We start from the raw sequence: 22,428 nt of genomic DNA on the forward strand, positions 1-22,428 counted from the left end.
TGGGCGCACAATAGGCTTGCATAAATCGCATGAACAGAGGCAATGTCTCAAAGATGTTTTGCAAAAATGCAAAGGATGGTGTGTGACACCGAATTGGGACGATATGCGGGTCTTTCTGGCCGTCGCACGCGAGGAAAGCCTGTCCGCCGCCGGGCGACAGCTGAAAATCGACCCGGCTACCGTCGGGCGCCGGATCGCTCGGCTTGAGGCGTCTTTGGACGCCCCGCTGTTCACCAAATCTCAGCAAGGCTATCTTTTGACCACGGCGGGCGAGCGTCTGATGGAGCACGGGCTGAAAGCCGAAGAAGCCATGCGCGCAGCGGCCGGAGCGATGGCGGGAACTTCGAAAACCCTTAGCGGGCAAATTCGGATCGGTGCCCCGGACGGCTCGGCAAACTACCTTCTGCCACAGGTCTGCGCGAGAATCAGCGACGCGAATCCGGATCTGGATATTCAGATCTTGGCTCTGCCACGCGTGATCAACCTGTCACGGCGCGAGGCCGACATGGCGGTAACCGTCAGTGCGCCAACAGCCGGGAGCCTTCTGGTTCAGAAAATTTCTGACTACAAACTGCATCTTGTTGCGACGCGCGAATATCTTGCCGCTTGGCCCGAGATCCGGGCGATCGAAGACCTCAAAGGCCATCGAATGATTGGTTACATCCCGGATATGATTTTCGACCGCGAGCTGGATTATCTTGTTGATATCGGTGTTGACCGTGTCGCACTTGCATCGAACTCGGTCTCGGTACAGCTGCGGCAGGTTACGCTTGGCACGGGGATTTGCGTGGCGCATGACTTTACCCTGCCGTTCCATCCGAAACTGCAGAAAATCCTGACGGATCAGGTGAGTTTGACCCGAAGCTTCCATCTGGTGCGCCACCAGGGCGATCAGCGCAACGAAAGGCTGAACCGGTTCGCGCAGGCCTTGTCGCAAGGTATTCGCGAAGAGGTTGAGCAACTTGAGGCACAAGTGTCACCTTGACAGGTTTGCGCATTCCGGCAACGCTTTGGAAAACAGGACATTATTCCGGAGGTTACGCATATGCTCGTTCAGGCCATTCTGAAATCCAAGGCCACCGGGGGTGTCGTCACTGTTTTGCCATCGATCACAGTGTCCGAAGCTGCGAAAATCCTGTCGGAAAAGCGGATCGGTACGGTGGTCGTGTCCGAGGACGGCGGCGAAACGGCTACAGGCATCCTGTCGGAACGCGACATAGTACGGGAATTGGCGGCAAGCGGGAGCGGGTGCCTCACGCAACCGGTCAACGCATATATGACCCGAAATCTTGTGACGGCCACGCAGCAGGATACTGTTCAGGATATCATGAGCCGTATGACCGAAGGGCGCTTTCGCCACATGCCCGTGGTCGAAGATGGTAAGCTGGTTGGGATTGTGACTCTCGGTGACGTGGTTAAGGCGCAACTGACTGAGCTGGCTATGGAAAAGGATGCGTTGCAGGGCATGATCATGGGGCATTGATGCTCTTGATGCCCAACGCTGCCTCTTGCACCTGCGGCGAAGTTGTGTTTGCTTGCGCAGAAATTTTGTTGCGCAGGAGGCCGCAATGAGGGTTGGATTATACCCTGGTACTTTTGACCCGATTACCCTGGGTCATATCGATATCATCCGGCGCGCCTCGGCTCTGGTGGATAAGCTGGTCATTGGAGTTGCCATTAACCGCGACAAAGGTCCCCTGTTTTCGTTGGAAGAGCGCGTTGCAATGATCGAAGCCGAGTGCGCCCATTTGACCGAGCAAACCGGAACCGAGATCGTTGCCCACCCGTTTGAAAATCTGTTGATCGATTGCGCCCGCGACGTCGGTGCGCAGATCATTGTCCGCGGACTGCGGGCGGTCGCGGATTTCGAGTATGAGTTCCAGATGGTCGGCATGAACCGGGCGCTGGACGATTCGATTGAGACCGTGTTCCTGATGGCTGAGGCTCGGCATCAGGCGATTGCGTCAAAGCTGGTCAAGGAAATCGCACGGTTGGACGGGGACGTATCCAAATTCGTCACGCCCCGCGTCAAAGCTGCGTTGCAGGAACGGTTAGGCTAGGGCACCCATCGCTGCGGCGGTATCCAGCATCCGGTTTGAAAAGCCCCATTCGTTGTCGTACCACGCAAGTACGCGGACCAGCGTGCCATCGGTGACTTTGGTTTCGGGCAGCGACACAGTCGAACTGTGCGAGTCGTGATTGAAGTCGACCGAAATCAGCGGGCGTTTCTCGGCCGCCAGGACACTGGGGATTTTGGCCGCAGCTTCAACAAACAGCGCGTTCACTTCCTCTTCGGTAGTCGGGCGCGACACTTCGGCGACTAAATCAACCACTGAAACGTTTGGCGTAGGCACCCGAATGGCTTGACCGGTCAGTTTGCCGGCCAGTTGAGGCAGGACCAGTCCGACGGCCGAGGCTGCGCCAGTGGTGGTCGGGATCATCGACAGGGCGGCGGCGCGCGAAAGGTAGGGGTCTTTGCCTGCAGTGTCGTGGACCGGCTGGCTTGCCGTGTAGGCGTGAACTGTTGTCATGTTGCCGTGTACAATGCCAAGGCCCGCATCCAAAGCGGCAGCCACCGGCGCCAAGCAGTTGGTCGTGCAGGACGCATTGGAAACAACCGTATCTTCTGCAGTCAATTCGTGATCATTGACGCCGAAGACGATGGTTTTGACGGCGCCATCGCCGCGGGCAGGGGCCGAGATCAGAACTTTCTTCGACCCGTTTTCGAAATGGCGAGATGCGGTTTCACGCGTTCGGAATACGCCGGTGCATTCCAGCACGACGTCGACATCGGCCCAGTCCAGCTTTTCGGGCTCCCGTTCGCTGGTGAGGCGGATAGGGCCAGCACCGACGTCAAGTCCCGCCTCTGTCAGCGTCACAGGTTTGCCGTAGCGCCCATGCACGCTGTCGAATTCAAACAGATGTGCATTCATTTCGGGTTTGGCGAGGTCGTTTATCGCGACAATTTCGACATCCGTGCGTCCGGTTTCCATAACCGCACGCAGAACCCCGCGTCCGATCCGACCAAATCCGTTAATTGCCAGCTTGAGTGTCATGTCCTGCTCCGTCCGAAATGCGACTGTACTAAGTTAGCGCTAACAAAGCCAGATGAACGGAAATGTCAAGCAAAACCTCTGTCACCGCCAGAAGGCGAGCCAGTCCAGAAAGGCGTAGAGTTTCTTGCCGAGGAACACGAAATGTTCAGTACCTACAAGAACATAGTCGACGATGATCAAGCCCAGGATCAGAAGGGCAAGCCAGATGGCGATTTGATTTGTCATGAAAGCCCCGGACGAAAACGCCCGCCCAGATAACCTGAGCGGGCGAAAAGGTTCAAGATTTCAAAAGCGTCTTAGTTAAGGCGGCCCATGGCAACCGCGACGTCAGCCATGCGAACCGAGAACGCCCACTCGTTGTCGTACCAAGCCAGCACACGGACCATGCGGTCGCCGACGACGCGGGTTTGATCCGGCGCAAAGATCGAGCTTTCCTCGGTGTGGTTGAAATCGGTCGAGACCAGCGGCGCAGGCTCATAGCCCAGAACGCGCTGCATCGAACCCTGTGATGCTTCGCGTACAATGGCGTTCACTTCTTCTGTGGTGACATCACGTGAGGCTCGGAAAGTAAGGTCCACGGCCGAAACGTTCGGGGTAGGCACGCGGATGGCCGAACCGTCCAGACGACCTTTCAGGTTGGGCAGAACCTCACCCAGAGCTTTTGCTGCGCCGGTCGAGGTCGGGATCATCGACATGGCCGCCGCGCGAGCACGGTACAGGTCGCTGTGGCGGCGGTCCAGGGTCGGCTGATCACCCGTATAGGCGTGGATCGTGGTCATGATGCCGTGCTCGATGCCGATACCTTCGTCCAGAACCTTGGCAAGCGGAGCAAGGCAATTCGTGGTGCACGAGCCATTGGAGACCATTTTGTCATCGGCAACAAGGCTGTTGTGGTTCACGCCATAGACGATTGTTTTGTCGACGTTTTTACCTGGTGCCGAAAGCAGGACCTTTTGCGCGCCGCGCTCCAGATGCGTGCTGGCCTTCAGACCGTCATTGAACTTGCCGGTGCATTCCAGAACGACATCGCAGCCGTCCCAGTCCAGTTCGTTCATGTCGTAGGTCGAGAACATCTCCATCGGGCCGCGGCCCAGATCCATATTGTTGCCGTTGATGGCAACGTCGCGCGGAAAGCGACCGTGGACGCTGTCGTATTTCAGCAGATGCGCCGTGGTTTCCAACGGGCCGGTTGCGTTGACCTTGATCACTTCGATGTCGTTACGGGCGGATGCCGCGATATGCGACAACGTGCAGCGGCCAATGCGGCCAAAACCATTGATACCGACCTTGATGGTCATGTGCTGTCTCCAAATGCGCTTGCGTTGCAGGCCATATAGCCCCCAAAACGCTTTCTCAAAAGACCAAAAGTGACATATTTTTAACGTGTTAGCGCAAACCTGCGCCGGTTGCGCTAACGCTTGCGCTAGCCGTCTGATCAGGTAGGCTCTGGCTGCGGCAGGTGAGAGGAAGGAAGCACTATGAGCGGTCTGTTGGCCTTGTTGGATGACGTTGCGGGTATTGCAAAGGTTGCGGCGGCGTCCGTTGATGATGTGGTTGCGGCTGCAGGAAAGGCAGGCGCAAAAACTGCAGGGGTCATCATCGATGATGCGGCCGTAACGCCAAAATACGTTCAGGGATTCGCGCCTGCGCGGGAACTGCCGATCATCTGGCGCATCGCGCGCGGGTCTATTTTTAACAAGATTATCCTCTTGCTTCCGGTTGCCTTGCTGCTGGCGAACTTTGCGCCTTGGCTGATAACGCCACTATTGATGATCGGCGGATCATATCTGTGTTTCGAGGGCGCCGAAAAGATTTTTCACGTTCTGTTCCCTCATGGCAGTCACGTCATCGAAGAGGATATGGCCATTCGCGATCCCGGCCATCTCGAAGAGCAGAAGGTCAAAGGGGCGATCAAGACCGACTTTATCCTGTCCGCTGAAATCATGACAATAGCGCTGGCCGCAATCGAAGCGCCAAACCTGTGGATGCAGGCTGCGACGCTTGCAGTTGTCGGGATAGGGGTGACAGTCGCGGTTTACGGATCAGTGGCCCTGATCGTGAAAATGGACGATGTCGGGTTGTACCTGGCCCAGAACGCGCCAACGCCGATTGGCCGCGGATTGGGGCGCGGGTTGGTCAAGGCGATGCCTGGCGTGATGAAGACCCTGTCAATTGTTGGGACCGCTGCGATGTTGTGGGTCGGAGGATCGATCATCATCCACGGGATGGAGGTTCTGGGCTTTGGCTGGCTGGGACACCACATCCACGATTGGGCTTATGCGATTGGGCATTCAGTGTCAGAGCAATGGACTGGAGTCGTTGAATGGGTGTCCAAGGCTACCATGGACGGCGTGCTCGGATTGGCCTGGGGGATGGCGCTGATTCCGTTGGCGACAAAGGTGATCGGGCCGCTGTTTTCGAAGAGCTCCGACAAGAATGATGCGCATTGATTGAACGGAATAGGTGAGTTTATGGCCGAAAAAACCAAGCCAATCTTGCGCATCTTCTCTGGCCCAAGTCCGACGCAAAAAGGTGCGCGGAACGCGTCGAGTGATGGACTTGCGCCGATTGTCTCCGCAATGAGCGCTGCCGCCGATTTAATACCGTTTGATGCCAAAGAGCTTTTTGGAGTTTTGCATTTTCGCCTGCATACCGCGCTGGAGTCAAAAAAGCGCAGCGGGTGGTTCGGAGGGCGGATGTATAACCGTTTTTCAGGGCAATCGGGGGGCTACATTCCGCTGTCAGGAACGCACCTGATCCAGACGTTTTCGGCGGCAGGTATTGAGGCCCCGGACTTTGTTATCGCACGCGGACAGTATGAATTGAGGCTGGACTACGCTCAAAAAGCCTATGACGCTTTAAGAAAACAGATTGATGCTTAGGCTAACAAAAAGGGCGGCCAAAGCCGCCCTTTGCTTGGTTCTTTGTAATTGGCTTACAGGCCCAGCAGTTCCTTGACCTTGGCAACCGTTGCCTCGGCGGTGATGCCGAAATGCTTGTACAGTTCTCCTGCCGGAGCCGATGCACCAAAGCTGGACATCCCGATGAAGCCTGCTTTTGCCTCACGACCACGTTCGCCCAACAGCCAGCGGTCCCAGCCACCGGCGCGAACGGCGGCCTCGATGCCAACACGCACGGCGCCAGCGGGCAGAACACGCTTGCGATAGGCTTCGTCCTGCTCAGCGAACAGCTCCATACAGGGCATAGAGACGACACGGGTGCCGATGCCTTCGGCTTCGAGCATCGCCTTGGCTTCCATCGCCAGCGAAACCTCAGAGCCGGTAGCGATCAGGATGGCCTGACGTTTGCCTTCGGCTTCGGCCAGAACGTAGGCGCCCTGGGCCGTCAGGTTTTTGGTTTTGTGCTGAGTCCGAACAGTCGGAACACCCTGACGGGTCAGCGACAAAACCGAGGGACTGTCCTTGAAGGTCAACGCCAGTTCCCAGGCCTCGGCGGTTTCAACGGAATCTGCGGGGCGGAAGACATAGGTGTTCGGGGTCGCGCGCGAGATCGCCAGATGTTCGACCGGCTGGTGGGTCGGGCCGTCTTCGCCCAGACCGATGGAGTCGTGGGTCATTACGAACACGCTGGGTACCTTCATCAGCGCAGCTAGGCGCATGGATGGGCGGGCGTAGTCGGTAAAGGCCATGAACGTGCCGCCGTAGGGGCGGATTCCGCCGTGCAGCGCCATGCCGTTCATCGCTGCGGCCATACCATGTTCACGGATGCCGTAGTGGATGTAGCGGCCTTTGCGGTTTTCCGGCAGGAACACGCCCATATCGGCCGACTTGGTGTTGTTCGATCCGGTCAGGTCTGCCGAACCGCCCACGGTTTCCGTCATGATCGGGTTCACAACGTTCAGAACCTTCTCGGACGACGCCCGCGTAGCCAGCTTGGGCTGATCTTCCGAAATCTGCTTTTTGAACGCGCGGATCGCGCCGGCCAGCTTTTTCGGGGTCTCGAACGCGTAAGCGCGGTTGAACTCGGCCTGCTTGCGCTCGGACAGCTGTGCGAAGCGCTCATCCCACGCGGCGCGTTCAGCGGCACCACGGGCACCGATGGCTTCCCATGCCGATTTGATGTTTGCTGGGATTTCGAATGCGTCATGAGGCCAGCCATAGCCTTCTTTCGCGGCTTTCAGTTGATCCTGATCGGTCAACGCGCCGTGGCCTTTCGACGTTCCCTGTGCGGCGTGACCCAGAGCGATGTGGCTTTCGCAGGCGATCATGGTCGGTTTGGTCGACGCTTTTGCCTGAACGATCGCTGCGTCGATAGCCTTGGGGTCATGGCCGTCGATTTCGATAACATGCCAGCCCGAAGCCGCAAAACGGCGCACCTGATCGGTGCGGTCGGCCATATCAACAGTGCCATCGATGGTTATGTTGTTGTTGTCCCAGAATACGATCAGCTTGCTCAGCTCATGACGACCAGCCAGGGTGATCGCCTCTTGGCTGACACCTTCCATCAGGCAGCCGTCACCTGCAATCACATAGGTATAGTGATCGACGACCTTCTTGCCGTAATGAGCGCGCTGAATTTCCTCGGCCATTGCAAAGCCCACAGCGTTCGAGATGCCTTGACCCAGCGGACCGGTGGTGGTCTCGATCCCTTCGACCAGGAAGTTTTCGGGGTGACCAGCAGTCTTTGCGCCCAGCTGACGGAAGTTCTTGATCTCTTCCAGAGTCACATCCGCATGGCCCGTCAGGTACAACAGCGAATAAACAAGCATCGAGCCGTGGCCCGCAGACAGGATAAACCGGTCGCGGTCGGGCCAGTTCGGGGCCGAAGCATCGAATTTCAGGTGCTTTTCGAACAGCACGGTCGCAACGTCGGCCATGCCCATCGGCATACCGGAATGGCCGGAATTGGCGGCAGCGACGGCGTCAAGGGTTAGGGTGCGGATAGCCGCAGCCTTGTCCCAGTGTTCAGGATTGGCATTGCGCAGCGCAGTCAGGTCCACGGGCGTTGTTCCTTTGGATTACAGGCAGATGGGGCGCTCAATACCATTCACCCCTCAAAGTGCAAGTAGAACCGGGGGTTACATCGGCTTGGTGCTTCAAGAATGCTTTCCAAGTGATTGAAAGCAAACAGTGGGTATTTTCCGTTCCATTCGGTTAGACTAGGCCAAGACACGGGCTTTGTTGATTCGGACGGCCCGAGAAAAAGTGAACCTTGGTAAAGAGGTGGCAGGGGCATGAGCCAGATCGAAGAATTACAGCGCCGTATCGTTGCCGCGATGGAGAGGATCGGAACCGGAGTCGACGCTCTGCGGGACGCGGCGCCTGCTGGTGGTGGTGAAGACACCGCACTTCGCGTGGCTCTGGAAGATGAACGTGTTGCAAACGCCCAGCTTGAAGAACGATTGATATCTCTCAAGGAACGGCATGAGAAAGAGGTCGACGCGATGCGCGCCGACATGGAAAGCCTGAAAGCGGCTCCCATTGAAGACCCGGAAAACGGGGCGTTGCGCCAACAGTTGTCCGAGGCCACCACGAAGCTTGCGGCAGTCGAAGCAGCAAGATCAGAGTTGGCCGAGGCTAAGGCCGCGTTGGAAAGCCAGGGCGAACTCGCTGTTCTGAAAGCGGAAAACGAAGAACTTAAGACCGTCGCCAACAAGGCGCAGGCGCTTGAAGCCGAAAATACGCAACTGCGCTCGGAACTGGCCGATAGCGAACGCGTGGCCGAACTTAACGCCGAGCTTGAGATGCTGCGCGCCGAACGTGCCAGCCATGGAGCGGCGATGTCGCGTTTGGACGATGACCTGCAACGTATGCGCAAGGCAAACGAGCAATTGCGCAAATCTGTCGACGAACTGCGGGCCGCCAGCGAAAATGGCCTGCCGGATGCCGAACTGTTGAACCGTGCCACAGCGGCCGAGCTTGAGGCGACAAAGGCCGCGCAGGCCACGGACGCCGCCGAAGCTCAGGCCGTGCTGGCCCGGCTGGAGCCGTTGCTGTCGAAGGCAAAGCTGGCTGAGGGAGAGGTAGAGTGATGCCCGAATTGACCATTCATATCGGTGGGCGCGGCTTTGATGTCTCGTGCCAGGAAGGCGAAGAACAGTTCTTGACGACTGCGGCAAAAATGCTGGATGACGAGGCGCAGGTCTTGTCTGATCAGATCGGTCGGATGCCAGAAGCGCGAATGCTGCTGATGGCCGGGCTTATGCTGGCTGACAAAACCGCCGCAATGGACGACAAGCTCAAGGCAGCCGAAGCCAAGTTGTCAGATATCGAGGCAGAACTACAGACTCTGCGCAACAGGCCGGAACCAGAACCCGAGCGGATTGAAGTTGCCGTCGTTCCACCGTCCGTGACCGATACGCTGGCCGAACTGGCTGCGCGTGCCGAAGCGCTGGCGACGGTGATCGAGGAGAAATCTACAAAATGAACGTGTTGAAAACGGGCGCCGTGGCCGGGCTGATCAGTCTGCAGGGCAGTTTGGCATGGGCCGAAATGGACATCCTGCCGGTCACATTCACCTGCGAGAATGGCATTCCGTTGCAGGTTGCGTATTTCAATGCGCCTGACGGATCGGGTGCCGCTGCCATGATGGTGGACAACCAATTGGTTGCCCTCCAACAAGTGCCAAGCGGGTCTGGCATCCGTTATGAATCCCAAGGAACCGCCGGGTCTTACATCTTGCGTTCCAAAGGCTGGGACGCCACGGTCAGCTTTCTGGCGACCGGGGGGGCCACCAGTGAGCAGGTTGTTCTGGAAAACTGTACCAGTCGCTGATCAGGCGTTTGCTTCGCGGATCTTGTCGGCGGCTTCTTTGCTGTACTCAACGCCGTTCTCGTCAAACAACGTGTCCAACTCGCCCGACAAGGTCATCTCGGTGATGATGTCACAACCGCCGACGAACTCACCCTTAACGTAAAGCTGGGGCACTGTCGGCCAATCGGAGTAATCCTTGATACCCTGACGGACTTCTTCGTCGGCGAGAACATTCACGTCGGCATAGTTTACGCCCATATAGTTCAGAACACCGGCGACGCGGGACGAGAACCCACACTGCGGCATCTCTTTGGTGCCTTTCATATAAAGCACCACATCGTTGGCTTTGACGGTTTCGTCGATCTGAGTTTTAACGTCGGTCATCTTGCTTGTCCTTTTCACCCGCATCCGGGGCGGTCGTTTCGTTCTGTGACGGGGTAGAGGTCCATCCTTCTTCCTCCAGCCGCCTGTGTTCGGCTTGCGCCAGGGCCAGCGGATCCAGCCCGTATCGTTCGATACCACCAACCTTGCTGATTTTGTCCGGGTCTGGGCGCATATCGGCAAGGTTACGCTTTCTGTTGCGCTTCACATAGGCTTCGATCAGCGCGGCGGCAACTACCAATGCTGCGGGTACACCTATCCAGAACAGCCAGGCACTCATTTTAGGCACTCACCTTTTGCGTCGTTCGTACTCGCGCCGCCTCATATTCCTCGTGACGCGCCAATACCTGGGGCGGTATCTCAGTAGTTTCGACAGATCACAGAACAAGGTGGCTATGAAGTTTACAATATCAATGATCAGAAAGGTTAGTCGCAGCAGAACCCATCCGACCGGTTCATCCACTATTCAGGCGCTTTCGTCGTCAACGCCAGCGCGTGCAGCTCTCCATCCGGACCATCCATCTTGCCTTTCAGAGCCGCGTAGACGGCACGTTGCTGCTGGACCCGGTTTTTCCCGCGAAAGCTCTCGTCCACGACCATGGCGGACATATGTACACCGTCCTGCCCGCCGACCTGAATTTCCGCATCGGGAAAGGCTTCGCGCAGCAGGTGTTCGATTTCGTGGGCGCTCATCGGCATGTAGGTAACTCCTGAAGGTATTTATCAAGATGTAGAGCGCCCGGGCAGGGCGCGCAAGGGTGTGATAGGGGCCTTGAAACGACAAAACCTGCACCGGAACAGGCGCAGGTTTTGTGTTTGAATGCCTGCTCAATGCTTAGGCGACGGCCTCAGCAAAGCTGTTGCGGAATGTGGCTGCCATATCCACAAGCGAGGCTTCAGAGCTTCCGATGCGAACACTGTCGCCGGTGAAGCGGCCGACCGACACAAGGGGAACGCCAGCCTGACCGGCGGCGATCATCAGGGCCTCGGCCTGATCAAAGTTACAGGCGACCAGATAGCGAGCCTGATCTTCGCCAAACAGGAACTCGGTCGAGGCTTCATCGAGGTGAACACCGACGCCTGCGGACTCGGCCAGTTCAAACGCCGCCAGCGCAAGACCACCATCACCCAAATCGGTGCAGGCCTTGATCATCTCGCGATTGGCCCGGATGAAGTCGCCGTTACGCTTTTCGGCGTCCAGATCGACATGCGGGGCGTCGCCGTCCTCGCGGTTGAACACTTCGGCCAACAGGGCGGATTGACCCAGGTGACCATTAGTTTCGCCGATCACCAGAGCGACGTGGCCCTCGCGGACCTCATTGCCGATGATTTCGTCGGTGTGGTTCAGCAGACCTACAGCGCCGATGGTCGGCGTCGGCAGGATCGCCTGACCGTCGGTCTCATTATACAGCGATACGTTGCCCGACACGATTGGCATATCCAGTGCAGCAACGGCCTCACCAATACCCTGGATCGCGCCGACGAACTGACCCATTATCTCGGGCTTTTCGGGGTTGCCGAAGTTCAGGTTATCGGTGGTGGCCAGAGGTTTGGCCCCGACTGCGATCAGATTGCGGTATGCCTCGGCCACCGCCTGTTTGCCGCCCTCTACCGGGTTGGCGCGGACGTAGCGGGGCGTCACGTCGCTGGTGAAGGCCAAGGCTTTGTCGGTGCCGTGCACGCGAACCATGCCAGCGCCCAGGCCCGGCGTACGGGCGGTGTCTGCCATGACCATAGTGTCGTACTGCTCGTACACCCACTGCTTGCCCGCGTAGTTGGGCGAGGCGAGCAGGGCGCGCAGACCGTCAATCGGGTCGATCTGAGGGACCTCGGCCAATTCTTCTGCTTCGGGCGTGGGGACCCATGGGCGGTCGTATTCCGGCGCGGTCGAAGAAAGTTTGGACAGAACCAGATCGGCTTTGACTTCGCCATTGTGGACGATCAGGAAACGGTCTTCGGCAATAGTTTCGCCGACGATGGCGAAATCCAGGTCCCATTTCTCGAAAACGGCGCGGGCTTCGGCTTCAAGCTCGGGTTTGAGGACCATGAGCATGCGCTCCTGAGACTCGGACAGCATCATTTCATATGCAGTCATGTCCTCTTCGCGCTGGGGGACGTTTTCCAGATCCAGACGTACGCCCAGACCACCTTTGTCGCCCATTTCAACAGCCGAGCAGGTCAGGCCTGCCGCGCCCATATCCTGGATTGAGATCACGGCACCTGTCTGCATCAGCTCAAGCGTGGCTTCCATCAAGCGCTTTTCGGTGAAGGGGTCGCCAACCTGAACGGTGGGGCGCTTTTCTTCGATGGTGTCGTCGAACTCGGCCGAAGCCATGGTAGCACCGCCAACACCGTCGCGGCCTGTTTTTGCACCCAGATAAACAACGGGCATGCCGACGCCGGATGCCGCCGAGTAGAAAATCTTGTCGCTGTCGGCCAGACCCGCAGCGAATGCGTTTACAAGGCAGTTGCCGTTATATGCGGGATGGAAGCGAACCTCGCCGCCGACGCATGGTACGCCGAAACAGTTGCCGTAACCGCCGATGCCTTCGACCACACCGTTGACCAACTGACGGGTCTTGTGGTGGCTGGGTTCACCGAAGGACAGTGCGTTCATGGATGCGATGGGGCGCGCACCCATGGTGAAAACGTCTCGCAGGATGCCGCCAACACCGGTTGCCGCGCCCTGATAGGGTTCGATGTAGGACGGGTGGTTGTGGCTTTCCATCTTGAACACCACAGCCTGGCCGTCGCCGATATCAACTACACCAGCGTTCTCGCCCGGTCCGCAGATGACTTGAGGGCCAGAGGTTGGCAGGGTCCGCAGCCACTTTTTGGAAGACTTGTAGGAACAATGCTCGTTCCACATGGCCGAGAAGATGCCGAGTTCGGTAAATGTCGGCTCGCGCCCGATGATCTCGAGGATCATATCGTATTCGTCGGGCTTAAGCCCGTGTGCGGCAATCAGATCCGGGGTGATGGCGGGCTCTTGCATCGTCTGTCCTTGTCCAGGGTGGCCGAGATTGCGGGCCTTTTACGGCAAGGTCGCGCCGGTGGGAAGGGTCAAGAGGGCGCAGGCCGTTCAGAACCTCTGACCGACGTAAATATACACGTTGTTTTCCTGTTCATCGTTGCGGCTGACATCGACCGAGAAATCCAGCGGGAACTTCTTCGACACCCGATAGCGCGCTCCGAGGCCATAGGCGGAGTGAGCACCCCCGTCACCAAGATCGCTAAAGCTTGATCCGACCAGACCGGTGCCCGCAAAGGCTACCATGCCGATACGTTTGGTCAGACGCTGGCGGGCTTCAATCTGGAGCGACGTGGAATAGAAATCAAGAAATTGGGTCGCCGAGAATCCCCGGAATGCATCCACCGTGCCCAGACCGCACTGATCGAAGAACGGAGTTCCGGATGACGACCCGCAGACGGATAGCCGCGTCGCGACGACCGTTTGTTGTGTTGGGTTCAGATAGTGCGTGTAATTCGGGTAAACCTTTGAGTAATCGTCAAGCAATCCCTTCAGCGAATAGCCATTAAACGCTTCGACATGCAGGTTGAACCCTGTTTGCGCGTAGATCGTATCGTCGCGCGTGTCCCAATCGGCCACAAGGCCGACATTGCCGTATGTTGTTTCGAGAAACTGATCGAACGGCGGAGGAATGGGCGGAAGGCCCGGAAACTCTGGCGAGATCATCGTGTCGAGGTAACGAAGCGACAGGCCAAAGGACAGGTCAGGCGTTACGCCGTACGATACGCTTAGCCTTGCAAGGTCGCCGTCCTGTTGGATTGGAAGAACGCCGATGTCCGTAAACAGGTCGTAGCGGACGTCAGCCCGGGCGTACAAGCTTTTGATAATCCATTTGTCGCCACCGAAAGCGAGGTTGATAGACGCGCCGCCGGCGGTGCTTCCATTGTCGGATTTCAGCCCGGCAATCCCGATGACCGAAGGTTTTGACCCCGGATCAATCGTAAACAGATAACCAGCCCCCAGAATGAGACCGGATCCGATGGTGGGATTCGAAAAAGGAATTGGGGCCACAATAACCGAGCCGCTACGGAACCCGATATTGTTGTCGTCCGTCGTCCCACCTAGGCCACCTGTTTGCACATCGACGACACCGCTTGGCTCTTGTGCAGTTGTTTTGCTCGGGTAAAGGGCAGGTAAAGCCAAAAGGGCTGTCCGGATTGCGGCGCGAAGCATTTCGGCCTCTTCTATGGTCAGTCCAAAACCGAAGCGAGCGACCCGATTGGGGCCGCTCGTTTAGAGAAGTTACTTCTTCGCTTCTTGTTGTTGCTGCGCTTGTTGCGCTACGGCGTCACCTGCCGCTGCACCGATTGCAGCCTTCTGTTCTTCACTCACATGCTCTGCCTCATCCAACCCGGGGATGGCGACACGAACTTCGCGACGGGCAAAGTCGATGCCGTTTTCCTTAAAGGCCGCCTTGACCCGGTTGAAGATTTCCTTGCGCAGCGTGAACTGCTTGCCCGGCTTTGCCATGAACTTGCCGCGGATGATCATGCCGACATCATCGAAGTCGAACACGCCCTGAGATTTGAAGGGCTGCAGGAAGCCGTCCTTGTGGGTCTCGTCCTCCATCATCTCGGCGCCGATTTTCTTGAAGATCTTTTTGACCTTGTTCGGATCGGTGTCGAAAGGCACGGTGAACTTCAGCTTCATAATGACCCAGTCACGGCTGTAGTTGGTCAGCTTCTGAATTTCACCATAAGGAATGGTGTGCACAGGCCCGCGGTGGTGACGCAACTGCATCGAGCGGATCGAGATTTTCTCGACGGTGCCGGTGGTGCCGCCCACATCAACATATTCTCCAACGCGGAAGGCATCGTCGATCAGGAAGAAAATCCCGCCAACGATATCCGAGACCAGTTTCTGGGCACCGAAACCGATGGCCAGACCCAGGATACCGGCACCGGCCAACAGCGGTGTGATGTCCAGACCCAGCGCCCCGAGGGCGAGCAGGACAAAGATCACCGCGATGGCGACCTGAGCAGTCACACGCAACAGCGGCAGAACCGTGGCCAGACGCGAGCCGCCCGACCCGCCGCCTTCACCGGCTTCTTCATCTGGGCTTTGCTCGGCTGCGGTCTGTTCTTTCGCCAGACGGCGGTTGATCCAGAGCGATACGACCTCGTTCAGAATGTAGCCGATCGCGATGATGATGAAGAACTGGATCAGTTGACTACCGGAATCTTCCCGGCCGCCCGCAATCTCTCTGAGATCAAGGTCCCAGGCTCTGGCAATCATCAGAATGACCAGAATACCGGCCAACACCCTGCCGATGCGGATGTAGCTGCGTTTGGTCGACTTGTAGGCTTGCTCGGCCACAGGGCCTTCACCCATCATCGGCGGCTGCAAGTGGCGGACCAATCCGCGTATCAACGTGTCCAGCGCTGGCGCGATCAGCAGCCAGAACATGGTGGTGTAGTGAGCGCCCTGAACCAGCATATGCAGGTAAACCGGATTGCGCTGTGCGACCAGGAACTCGACAAGCAACCAGATCACCGCCGACACGCCGATGGCGAAATAGGGGTAATAATGAGCAACTTCCTCGTCGAACTTGGTGTGATCGGGGTCTGTGCCCAACATCATTTGCGAAAGCCCCTCGCGGGCTTTCCAGGCTATTACTCCAATATAGATGTGGGTCGCAGCGTTCAGCCAGAATCCGATACGTGTTTCACGGCCGGTAATGCCGTTCAGTTCGTTGAAATGAAGAATGAACAGCGTGAAACCGATCAGGAACAGAAGGCCAATCAGATTACGGTGCAGGTATTTCGCCCAATGATCATCAATATTTACCAGCCGATAGTGCGGTTTGTTCGGAGCCAGAATGAACCGGGAGGCGGCAGCTCCCAATCGGGGAATCCAGATCAGGTAGAAAACAAAGGGCGCGGCGTAGATGATTTGTTCGGGCGTCAGAAGGCCGCGTCCCAGCGCTCGGATAACGACGTAAAACACGACCAGTCCTGCGATTTCGCGGCAGAAACGGCGAAACAGGTATCTGACTGCCCCCCACAGGTCGTTTTCATCGGCCGCTTCGACCCCGCGAAGCCAATTGCGGGTAAGGAAGCCGAACAGCTTTTCCGCAACGAACCCGACGACCAGGACGCTTAAGATCAATCCCAAAAGAGATAGTGCGCCGGTGGTCCCAAAGGTGCCGACAAAGGTCTCGACCGCTTGAACCTGCGCTGTGAAGAGGTTCGGTATCGTGACCGCAACATGCGTCCACGATGCCACCATTTCGGCCCAAATCTCGTTGAGTTCCGTTATCGGGTCTTCACGATCAGCTGCCTCTGCGGCGTGTTTTTCCGCGACGGCATCCAAGCGCTCCAGCAGGATTGCGCGGACCTGGTCGTCGGACATGCGCGCGACCAGATCGTCCACCTGCTCAGGGGTCAGGTCCTCGGGAATGCTGATAGTGGCAGGCGCACTGCTGGTGCCGGTTGTCTGCGCGAGGACCGGCCCCGAAAGCAGAACAACGGAAATCAACGCCATTAAAAGGCGAATGGGGTGAAACATCGAATCTGTCCTCGACCTTAAGTCTTGATAGTTTTTTCGTGATCATAGGCTTAAGTGTCGGATTTTCCCAGATGTTTCGCCCGCTGGACCGATAAATGCACGCCGCAGGCAAAAAAAAGGCCGAGCACTAAGCTCGGCCGTAGTCCAACAGGGAGGTATGAAGATGATGAGCGTTTCAGCATCACCGCCTTCGACTGCCGATTTAGGTGGCGGTTTGTGAACTATCAAGAGTTTTAAGACTGATCGCAGGTCATTCCCGCTATGCTATTGGTGCATAGCTATAGTTTTCCCATCTGCTTCAATTGCTTGCGCTGAGCTATGATCTCGTCCTGAACAAAGTCTCTGAACGCCGCGACGCGTTTTGAGTGGCGTAATTCTTCGGGGTAGGCAAGGTAAACGGGGACATCCGCCGTTTCGATATCCGACAGGATCGGAACCAGATGCGGAAAGTCCTGTGTTACGTAATCCGGCAGCACACCGATGCCCAGGTTGTGCAACACACCCTGCAAAACGCCAAAGTAGTTGTTGACCGTCAACAAAGAGGTGGGATTGAAGGTCATAAGATGCCGGACCATCATCGCGCTGGCGCCCACTTGCGGAGCGGATGGGGTCTGACAAATCAACCTGTGTTTGGAAATTTCTTCGGGCGTTGCAGGCGTACCGTGTTCCTCGATGTATCCCTGTGTTGCGTATAGCTGCATCTGCACGGTCATTAGGCGCTTGCGCACAAGGTCGGCCTGGCTTGGCTCTTTCATGCGGATGGCGACATCAGCCTCACGCATGGGCAGGTCCAGAACACGTTCCTCCAGCATCAGGTCGATGTTGAGGTCGGGGTATTGCTCGTACAGTTTCGGTAAGCGCGGGGCGAGCCAAAGGGTGCCAAAGCCAAAGGTCGTTGTGACGCGCAGCACGCCGAAAACTTCTTCTTCACTGTCACGAATGCGGGCAGCGGCGGCGTCCAGTCGTTTGGACATGGCCGATGTCGCGTCGAACAGAAGTTCGCCTTGTTCAGTCAGAATCAGGCCACGTGCGTGGCGATGAAACAGGGTCGAATCGAGCGACTCTTCAAGTGCTCGTATCTGCCGGCTAACTGCGGATTGAGACAGGTTCAGTTTGTCTCCCGCGTGTGTGAGGCTGCCCGCGTCGGCAACCGCGTGAAATATCCTTAGCTTGTCCCAATCCATCGCCGCAACTTTCGTGATCCTTTCGAAGCCCTATATGAAATAGGTAACAAGTTCTACAATCAAACTGGTGAAACGTTACGATAACAGTGCGGTAAGCGCTATACAGGTCAGGTATTTTGACCTAAAATGTGAAGGAATGAAGCATACTGATCTGACGAGGGGAGGCGTCTGATGAGTCAGCCACAGATATCGCTAAACGACCGGTTTGATCTGGAGAAAAGCCCTGTTCTTCTAAACGGGACGCAGGCGCTGGTGCGTTTGATGCTGATGCAAAAGGCCCGCGACAGACAAGCGGGACTGAACACAGCGGGGCTGGTCACCGGTTACCGCGGCTCACCCCTTGGTGCTGTAGATCAGCAGATGACGCGCGCCCAGAAACAACTGGCCGAAAGCGATGTTACTTTTCAGTACGGCTTGAACGAGGACCTCGCCGCAACGGCGCTTTGGGGCAGCCAGCAGGCGGGACTGCGCGGCGATGGTAAGTTCGATGGCGTATTCGGTCTTTGGTACGGCAAAGGGCCGGGCGTAGACCGTTCCGGCGACGTGATGCGCCACGCGAACATGGCGGGTACGGCCAAGCATGGCGGCGTCTTGATGGCGATGGGTGACGATCATACGGGTGAAAGCTCGACCGTGTTGCATCAGTCCGAATGGTCCTTGGTCGATATGTATATGCCGGTAGTCAGTCCTGCGGGTGTTCAGGAGGTTTTGGACTACGGTATCTACGGTTTCGCACTCAGCCGGTTTGCCGGAGTTTGGGTCGGCTTGAAGACGATGAAGGACACGATTGAGGTCACATCAGTCGTGGATGGCAGCCCTGACCGAATGAAGCTGGTGACACCAGAATTCGATATGCCCGAAGGGGGGCTTAACATTCGGTTGGTCGACACGCCGCACCTGCAAGAGGCACGGGTGATCGATAACAAACGCTTCGCGGCCGAGGCATTTTCGCGCGCCAACAAGATGGACAAGCGCGTTTGGGGCAGGCCGGGTGCGAAGATCGGGTTTGTGGCAGCGGGCAAGAATTGGCTGGACCTGACCCACGCCATGTCGTTGTTGAACATCGATGAGGTCGAGGCCGAGCGCCTGGGGATTACCACCTACAAGATCGGACAGACCTTTCCACTGGACATGGTGGGGTTTCGGGACTGGGCCGAAGGGCTGGATCTGATTGTAATCATTGAGGAAAAGCGCAAGCTAATCGAGGTTCAGGTCAAGGAGACCATCTTTGATGACCGCCGCGGTCGCCGTGTTTATGGATGGTACAAAGGCGGTGCAGGGACCTTGCACCGCGAAGAATTATTCCCGACGCGGGGCGCGCTGGATCCGATCATGATCGCCGAAAAGTTGGGGGACATTCTGATCGAAGAAGGCCGGGACACCGATGGTGTTCGCGCCGGGATGACCAAACTGTCCGAAGCCCGTCGGGCTGACAATGCCGAGGAAATCGCAACCCGGTTGCCCTACTTCTGCTCGGGGTGTCCCCATAACAGTTCGACCAAACTACCGGAAGGTAGCCGTGCCTATGCAGGGATCGGCTGTCACTACATGGTGCAGTGGATGGACCGGGAAACGACCGGTTTCACGCAGATGGGCGGTGAGGGCGCGAATTGGATCGGCGAAGCACCGTTTTCAACGACCAATCACGTATTCCAGAACATTGGCGACGGCACATACAACCATTCGGGCGTTCAGGCGATCCGGGCGGCTTTGTCGGCGGGGACCAATATCACTTTCAAGATACTGTTTAACGACGCCGTGGCCATGACCGGCGGGCAGGGTAACGATGGCGACCTGACTGCAGAGCGGATCGTAGCCGAGGTCAAGGCCATGGGCGTTCAGGACGTGGCTTTAGTCTATGACGAAAAAGAAGACGTGAACCTCAAGGCCTTGCCTTCGGGCGTGGAGACTTTTGAACGCGCCGAGCTTATGAACGTGCAGAAGAAGTTCCGCGATATCGAGGGCGTATCCGTCATCGTTTACGTTCAGACCTGCGCGGCGGAAAAACGTCGGCGTCGCAAGCGCGGCGCGTTTCCGGATCCGGACAAACGGGTGTTTATCAACTCGGACATCTGCGAAGGCTGCGGCGATTGCGGTGTTCAGTCGAACTGTGTCTCGATCATTCCGAAAGAGACGGAATTGGGCCGGAAGCGTGCCATCGATCAATCCAGCTGCAACAAGGATTTCTCATGCCTGAACGGGTTTTGCCCGTCGTTCGTAACCTTGGAGGGTGCCAAAATCCGTAAGGAGGCAACCACCGAGATTGATCTGCCCGACCTGCCGATGCCCACACTTCCGGTGATCGAAGGCACCCACAACGTGGTGATCACCGGCATAGGCGGAACCGGAGTTGTGACTTTGGGGGCTGTCTTGGCGCAGGCAGCCCAGATCGACGGCAAAGGTGCCGGGATGATGGAGATGGCAGGACTGGCCCAAAAGGGCGGCGCGGTGCACATCCATTGTCGTCTGGCGAACAAACCCGAAGACATCAGCGCCATTCGGGTGGCGACCGGAGAAGCACATGCGCTGATCGGTGGTGACCTTGTCGTATCTGCCGGCGCGAAGACCCTTGGGCTGACTCGGACAGGGCAGACTGGTGCGGTCGTCAACAGCCATGAAACGGTGACCGGTGACTTCACGCGGGACACGAATTTCCAGATCCCTGGCGATCGTTTGGAACTGGCACTGCAAGCACGGCTGAAAGAGGATATTTCTCTGTTCGATGCCACAGAGCTCGCGCGTGCCGTGATGGGCGACTCGATTTACTCCAACATGATGGTCTTTGGCGCGGCGTGGCAACGCGGCCTGCTGCCGATCAGCCATGAGGCCGTAATCAAGGCGATTGAGCTGAACGGAACCGCTGTTGAGCGCAACAAACGCGCGTTTGACATCGGTCGCTGGGCGGTTCTGCATCCCGGTGAGGTCAGCGAAATCTTGACGCCGAAATTGGCCGAACTGCCTAAGACGCTGGATCAGTTGATCGAGTTCCGGGCGCGGCATCTGACGGATTATCAAAGTGCTCGTTTGGCAAAACGGTACCGCAGACTTGTTGATAGCTTCGAAGATGCTTCTATCCGTGAAGCCGTTGCCAAGGGGTATCACAAATTGCTGTCTTACAAGGACGAGTACGAAGTTGCGCGTCTGCTTCTGAGCAGCCGAGAGCAGGCCGAGGCTGAGTTTGACGGAGATTTCAAGATGACCTTCCACCTCGCGCCGCCGATTTTGGGTGGCAAAGCCTCCGATGGTCGTCCGCGTAAACGAACATTCGGCGAATGGATGTTGGGCCCGCTGAAGCTTCTGTCCAGGCTAAAAGGTCTGCGCGGATCACCTCTGGACATCTTTGGTTACAGCGCAGAACGGCGGATGGAACGGGCTTTAATCCGGCAATATGAACGCGATCTGGAAGAGATAACACCTTTGATCACACCTGAATCTCGCGATGCGGTTGTTGCATTGGCCAGTTTGCCGTTGGAAATCAGGGGGTTTGGGCCTGTTTTACGCGAAAACGAAGCTAAAGCTGCAAAAAGACGAGAGGAATTGCTGTCAGCCGTCCGTAAAGGCGGACCGGAAATGCGGACTGCGGCGGAATAATTCGTCACAACGCTGTCACGATAACTAGGCAAAATTGTTACTTACACTTATCTAGCAGTAGCCAATAGCCGGAGACTTCAATGCCCTCGCGCCGCCACGTCGCTCGTGACATCTCTTATGCTCATTCCGCCGAAACCAAAGGCGGACGCATGGTCATCAAGCTGATGGAGAACACAACGGGTCGGCTGCGCCTGATTAAACGCGCGGACGGGTACGAGAAAGAAGTCGCCAACGGTCGTGATTTCTGGTCGGTCATGGTGGATCGCTATGGTTTGTCACTGGATGTCGTTGGCGGGTCGCTGTCGAATATCCCGCGATCCGGCCCTCTGATCCTGATTGCGAACCATCCGTATGGAATTCTGGACGGGTTGATGATGGGTCATATGCTGTCGGAAACCCGCGGGGATTTCCGCATTCTGGCGCATCGCGTGTTCCGAAAGGCGGAAGATATCAACCGCATTATTCTGCCGATCTCGTTTGACGAGACGAAGGAGGCGATGAAGCTGAACCTAGAGACGCGCAAGACAGCGTTAAATTACCTGGGCGATGGCGGTGCCATCGGGATTTTCCCGGGTGGCACGGTCAGCACCGGGTTGAAGCCGTTTTCGCATCCAATGGACCCGGGTTGGCGCGGTTTCACAGCGCGAATGGTGGCGAAATCGAATGCCACGGTCGTGCCGGTTTTCTTTGACGGCCACACTTCGCGCCTGTTCCAGATCGCCAGCCATATGCACAACACTCTGCGCATGGGACTGCTGATCAAAGAATTCAAAAAGCGTGTCGATACGCCGGTGAAAGTCGTGATTGGGGAACCGATCGGTCGCGACGTTTTGGACCCGTTGGGCAAGGATACGCGCAAGATGATGGATTTCCTGCGCAAAGCCACGTATGAGCTGTCCCCAAAGCCGTTAAAGTCCTATGACTACGGCTATGAATTTGAGGAACGGCATCGCGCCTGAAGGGGC

The 22,428-nt window shown here is 57.2% G+C and carries 21 protein-coding genes; 10 read left to right on the forward strand and 11 right to left on the reverse strand.

The genetic code is table 11. The features are described 5' to 3' along the window. The first annotated feature begins 82 nt into the window (after positions 1–82). From ACR0AA_RS07335 to coaD, 3 genes are all read left to right on the forward strand, one after another. Positions 83–985, forward strand: a complete 903-nt coding sequence (locus tag ACR0AA_RS07335) for a LysR family transcriptional regulator (protein ID WP_480661521.1) — start codon at positions 83–85, stop codon at positions 983–985. Positions 986–1,045: 60 nt separating this feature from the next. Next, positions 1,046–1,483 carry a CBS domain-containing protein gene (locus ACR0AA_RS07340; RefSeq protein ID WP_480661523.1) on the forward strand — a complete coding sequence of 146 codons (438 nt, stop codon included), beginning with the start codon at positions 1,046–1,048 and terminating at the stop codon, positions 1,481–1,483. 85 nt (positions 1,484–1,568) lie between these two features. Next, positions 1,569–2,060, forward strand: a complete 492-nt coding sequence (coaD, locus tag ACR0AA_RS07345; RefSeq protein WP_480661525.1) for a pantetheine-phosphate adenylyltransferase — start codon at positions 1,569–1,571, stop codon at positions 2,058–2,060. Here the strand turns inward: coaD and gap (ACR0AA_RS07350) are convergent. The 3 genes from gap (ACR0AA_RS07350) to gap (ACR0AA_RS07360) all read right to left on the reverse strand — a co-directional run bounded on the left by gap (ACR0AA_RS07350) (position 2,052) and on the right by gap (ACR0AA_RS07360) (position 4,354). Further along, positions 2,052–3,056, reverse strand: coding sequence for a type I glyceraldehyde-3-phosphate dehydrogenase (gene gap, locus ACR0AA_RS07350; protein WP_480661527.1), 1,005 nt, complete (start codon positions 3,054–3,056; stop codon positions 2,052–2,054). The two genes, coaD and gap (ACR0AA_RS07350), sit on opposite strands and share 9 nt — an antisense overlap. 81 nt (positions 3,057–3,137) lie before the next feature. After that, entirely contained in the window at positions 3,138–3,281 is a 144-nt protein-coding gene (locus tag ACR0AA_RS07355; protein ID WP_480661529.1) for a hypothetical protein, read from the reverse strand. A 71-nt stretch (positions 3,282–3,352) separates the two neighbouring features. Then, on the reverse strand, positions 3,353–4,354 hold the full coding sequence (gene gap / locus ACR0AA_RS07360) for a type I glyceraldehyde-3-phosphate dehydrogenase (RefSeq protein ID WP_480661531.1): 1,002 nt from the start codon (positions 4,352–4,354) through the stop codon (positions 3,353–3,355). A gap of 180 nt (positions 4,355–4,534) precedes the next feature. Between gap (ACR0AA_RS07360) and ACR0AA_RS07365 the strand changes: the two genes are divergently transcribed. After that, positions 4,535–5,506, forward strand: a complete 972-nt coding sequence (locus ACR0AA_RS07365; RefSeq protein WP_480755752.1) for a DUF808 domain-containing protein — start codon at positions 4,535–4,537, stop codon at positions 5,504–5,506. Between the two features lie 21 nt (positions 5,507–5,527). Beyond that, positions 5,528–5,938 carry a hypothetical protein gene (locus tag ACR0AA_RS07370; protein WP_480661535.1) on the forward strand — a complete coding sequence of 137 codons (411 nt, stop codon included), beginning with the start codon at positions 5,528–5,530 and terminating at the stop codon, positions 5,936–5,938. 53 nt (positions 5,939–5,991) lie between these two features. Here ACR0AA_RS07370 and tkt read toward each other — a convergent pair whose 3' ends face one another. Continuing rightward, on the reverse strand, positions 5,992–8,016 hold the full coding sequence (gene tkt, locus ACR0AA_RS07375; protein ID WP_480661537.1) for a transketolase: 2,025 nt from the start codon (positions 8,014–8,016) through the stop codon (positions 5,992–5,994). A 234-nt stretch (positions 8,017–8,250) separates the two neighbouring features. On the opposite strand from tkt, the gene ACR0AA_RS07380 reads away from it, so the two are divergent. From ACR0AA_RS07380 to ACR0AA_RS07390, 3 genes are read left to right on the forward strand one after another with little or no spacing between them, the layout of a single operon-like run. Further along, positions 8,251–9,048 carry a hypothetical protein gene (locus ACR0AA_RS07380; protein WP_480661539.1) on the forward strand — a complete coding sequence of 266 codons (798 nt, stop codon included), beginning with the start codon at positions 8,251–8,253 and terminating at the stop codon, positions 9,046–9,048. Then, complete coding sequence (locus tag ACR0AA_RS07385; protein ID WP_480755755.1) at positions 9,048–9,443, forward strand: cell division protein ZapA; 396 nt, start codon at positions 9,048–9,050, stop codon at positions 9,441–9,443. The genes ACR0AA_RS07380 and ACR0AA_RS07385 overlap by 1 nt, the downstream gene beginning before the upstream one ends. Next, entirely contained in the window at positions 9,440–9,790 is a 351-nt protein-coding gene (locus ACR0AA_RS07390; RefSeq protein ID WP_480661543.1) for an MliC family protein, read from the forward strand. The genes ACR0AA_RS07385 and ACR0AA_RS07390 overlap by 4 nt, the downstream gene beginning before the upstream one ends. Here ACR0AA_RS07390 and grxD read toward each other — a convergent pair whose 3' ends face one another. The 7 genes from grxD to ACR0AA_RS07425 form a co-directional block, all read right to left on the reverse strand. Next, positions 9,791–10,153 (reverse strand): Grx4 family monothiol glutaredoxin, encoded by a 363-nt coding sequence (gene grxD, locus ACR0AA_RS07395; RefSeq protein WP_480661545.1) that lies wholly within the window; start codon positions 10,151–10,153, stop codon positions 9,791–9,793. Then, the gene (locus tag ACR0AA_RS07400; RefSeq protein WP_480661547.1) at positions 10,140–10,430 is read right to left on the reverse strand and encodes a hypothetical protein; all 291 of its coding nucleotides are present in this window, start codon (positions 10,428–10,430) and stop codon (positions 10,140–10,142) included. Before ACR0AA_RS07400 ends, grxD begins: the two co-directional genes overlap by 14 nt. 182 nt (positions 10,431–10,612) lie before the next feature. After that, positions 10,613–10,849 (reverse strand): BolA/IbaG family iron-sulfur metabolism protein, encoded by a 237-nt coding sequence (locus ACR0AA_RS07405; protein WP_480661549.1) that lies wholly within the window; start codon positions 10,847–10,849, stop codon positions 10,613–10,615. A 136-nt stretch (positions 10,850–10,985) separates the two neighbouring features. Further along, the gene (gene purL, locus ACR0AA_RS07410) at positions 10,986–13,145 is read right to left on the reverse strand and encodes a phosphoribosylformylglycinamidine synthase subunit PurL (RefSeq protein WP_480755758.1); all 2,160 of its coding nucleotides are present in this window, start codon (positions 13,143–13,145) and stop codon (positions 10,986–10,988) included. Between the two features lie 87 nt (positions 13,146–13,232). Continuing rightward, positions 13,233–14,354, reverse strand: coding sequence for a BamA/TamA family outer membrane protein (locus ACR0AA_RS07415; protein WP_480755759.1), 1,122 nt, complete (start codon positions 14,352–14,354; stop codon positions 13,233–13,235). 69 nt (positions 14,355–14,423) lie between these two features. Continuing rightward, complete coding sequence (locus ACR0AA_RS07420) at positions 14,424–16,688, reverse strand: mechanosensitive ion channel family protein (protein ID WP_480661554.1); 2,265 nt, start codon at positions 16,686–16,688, stop codon at positions 14,424–14,426. 278 nt (positions 16,689–16,966) lie between these two features. Next, the gene (locus ACR0AA_RS07425) at positions 16,967–17,872 is read right to left on the reverse strand and encodes a LysR family transcriptional regulator (protein ID WP_239335382.1); all 906 of its coding nucleotides are present in this window, start codon (positions 17,870–17,872) and stop codon (positions 16,967–16,969) included. A gap of 171 nt (positions 17,873–18,043) precedes the next feature. Here ACR0AA_RS07425 and ACR0AA_RS07430 point away from each other — a divergent pair, with 171 nt between their 5' ends. Both ACR0AA_RS07430 and ACR0AA_RS07435 read left to right on the forward strand, forming a co-directional pair. Then, entirely contained in the window at positions 18,044–21,463 is a 3,420-nt protein-coding gene (locus tag ACR0AA_RS07430) for an indolepyruvate ferredoxin oxidoreductase family protein (RefSeq protein ID WP_480661556.1), read from the forward strand. A gap of 80 nt (positions 21,464–21,543) precedes the next feature. Next, entirely contained in the window at positions 21,544–22,422 is an 879-nt protein-coding gene (locus tag ACR0AA_RS07435; RefSeq protein WP_480661558.1) for a lysophospholipid acyltransferase family protein, read from the forward strand. The last annotated feature ends 6 nt before the right edge of the window (positions 22,423–22,428 follow it).

The organism is Ruegeria sp. CE8 (assembly GCF_056537465.1).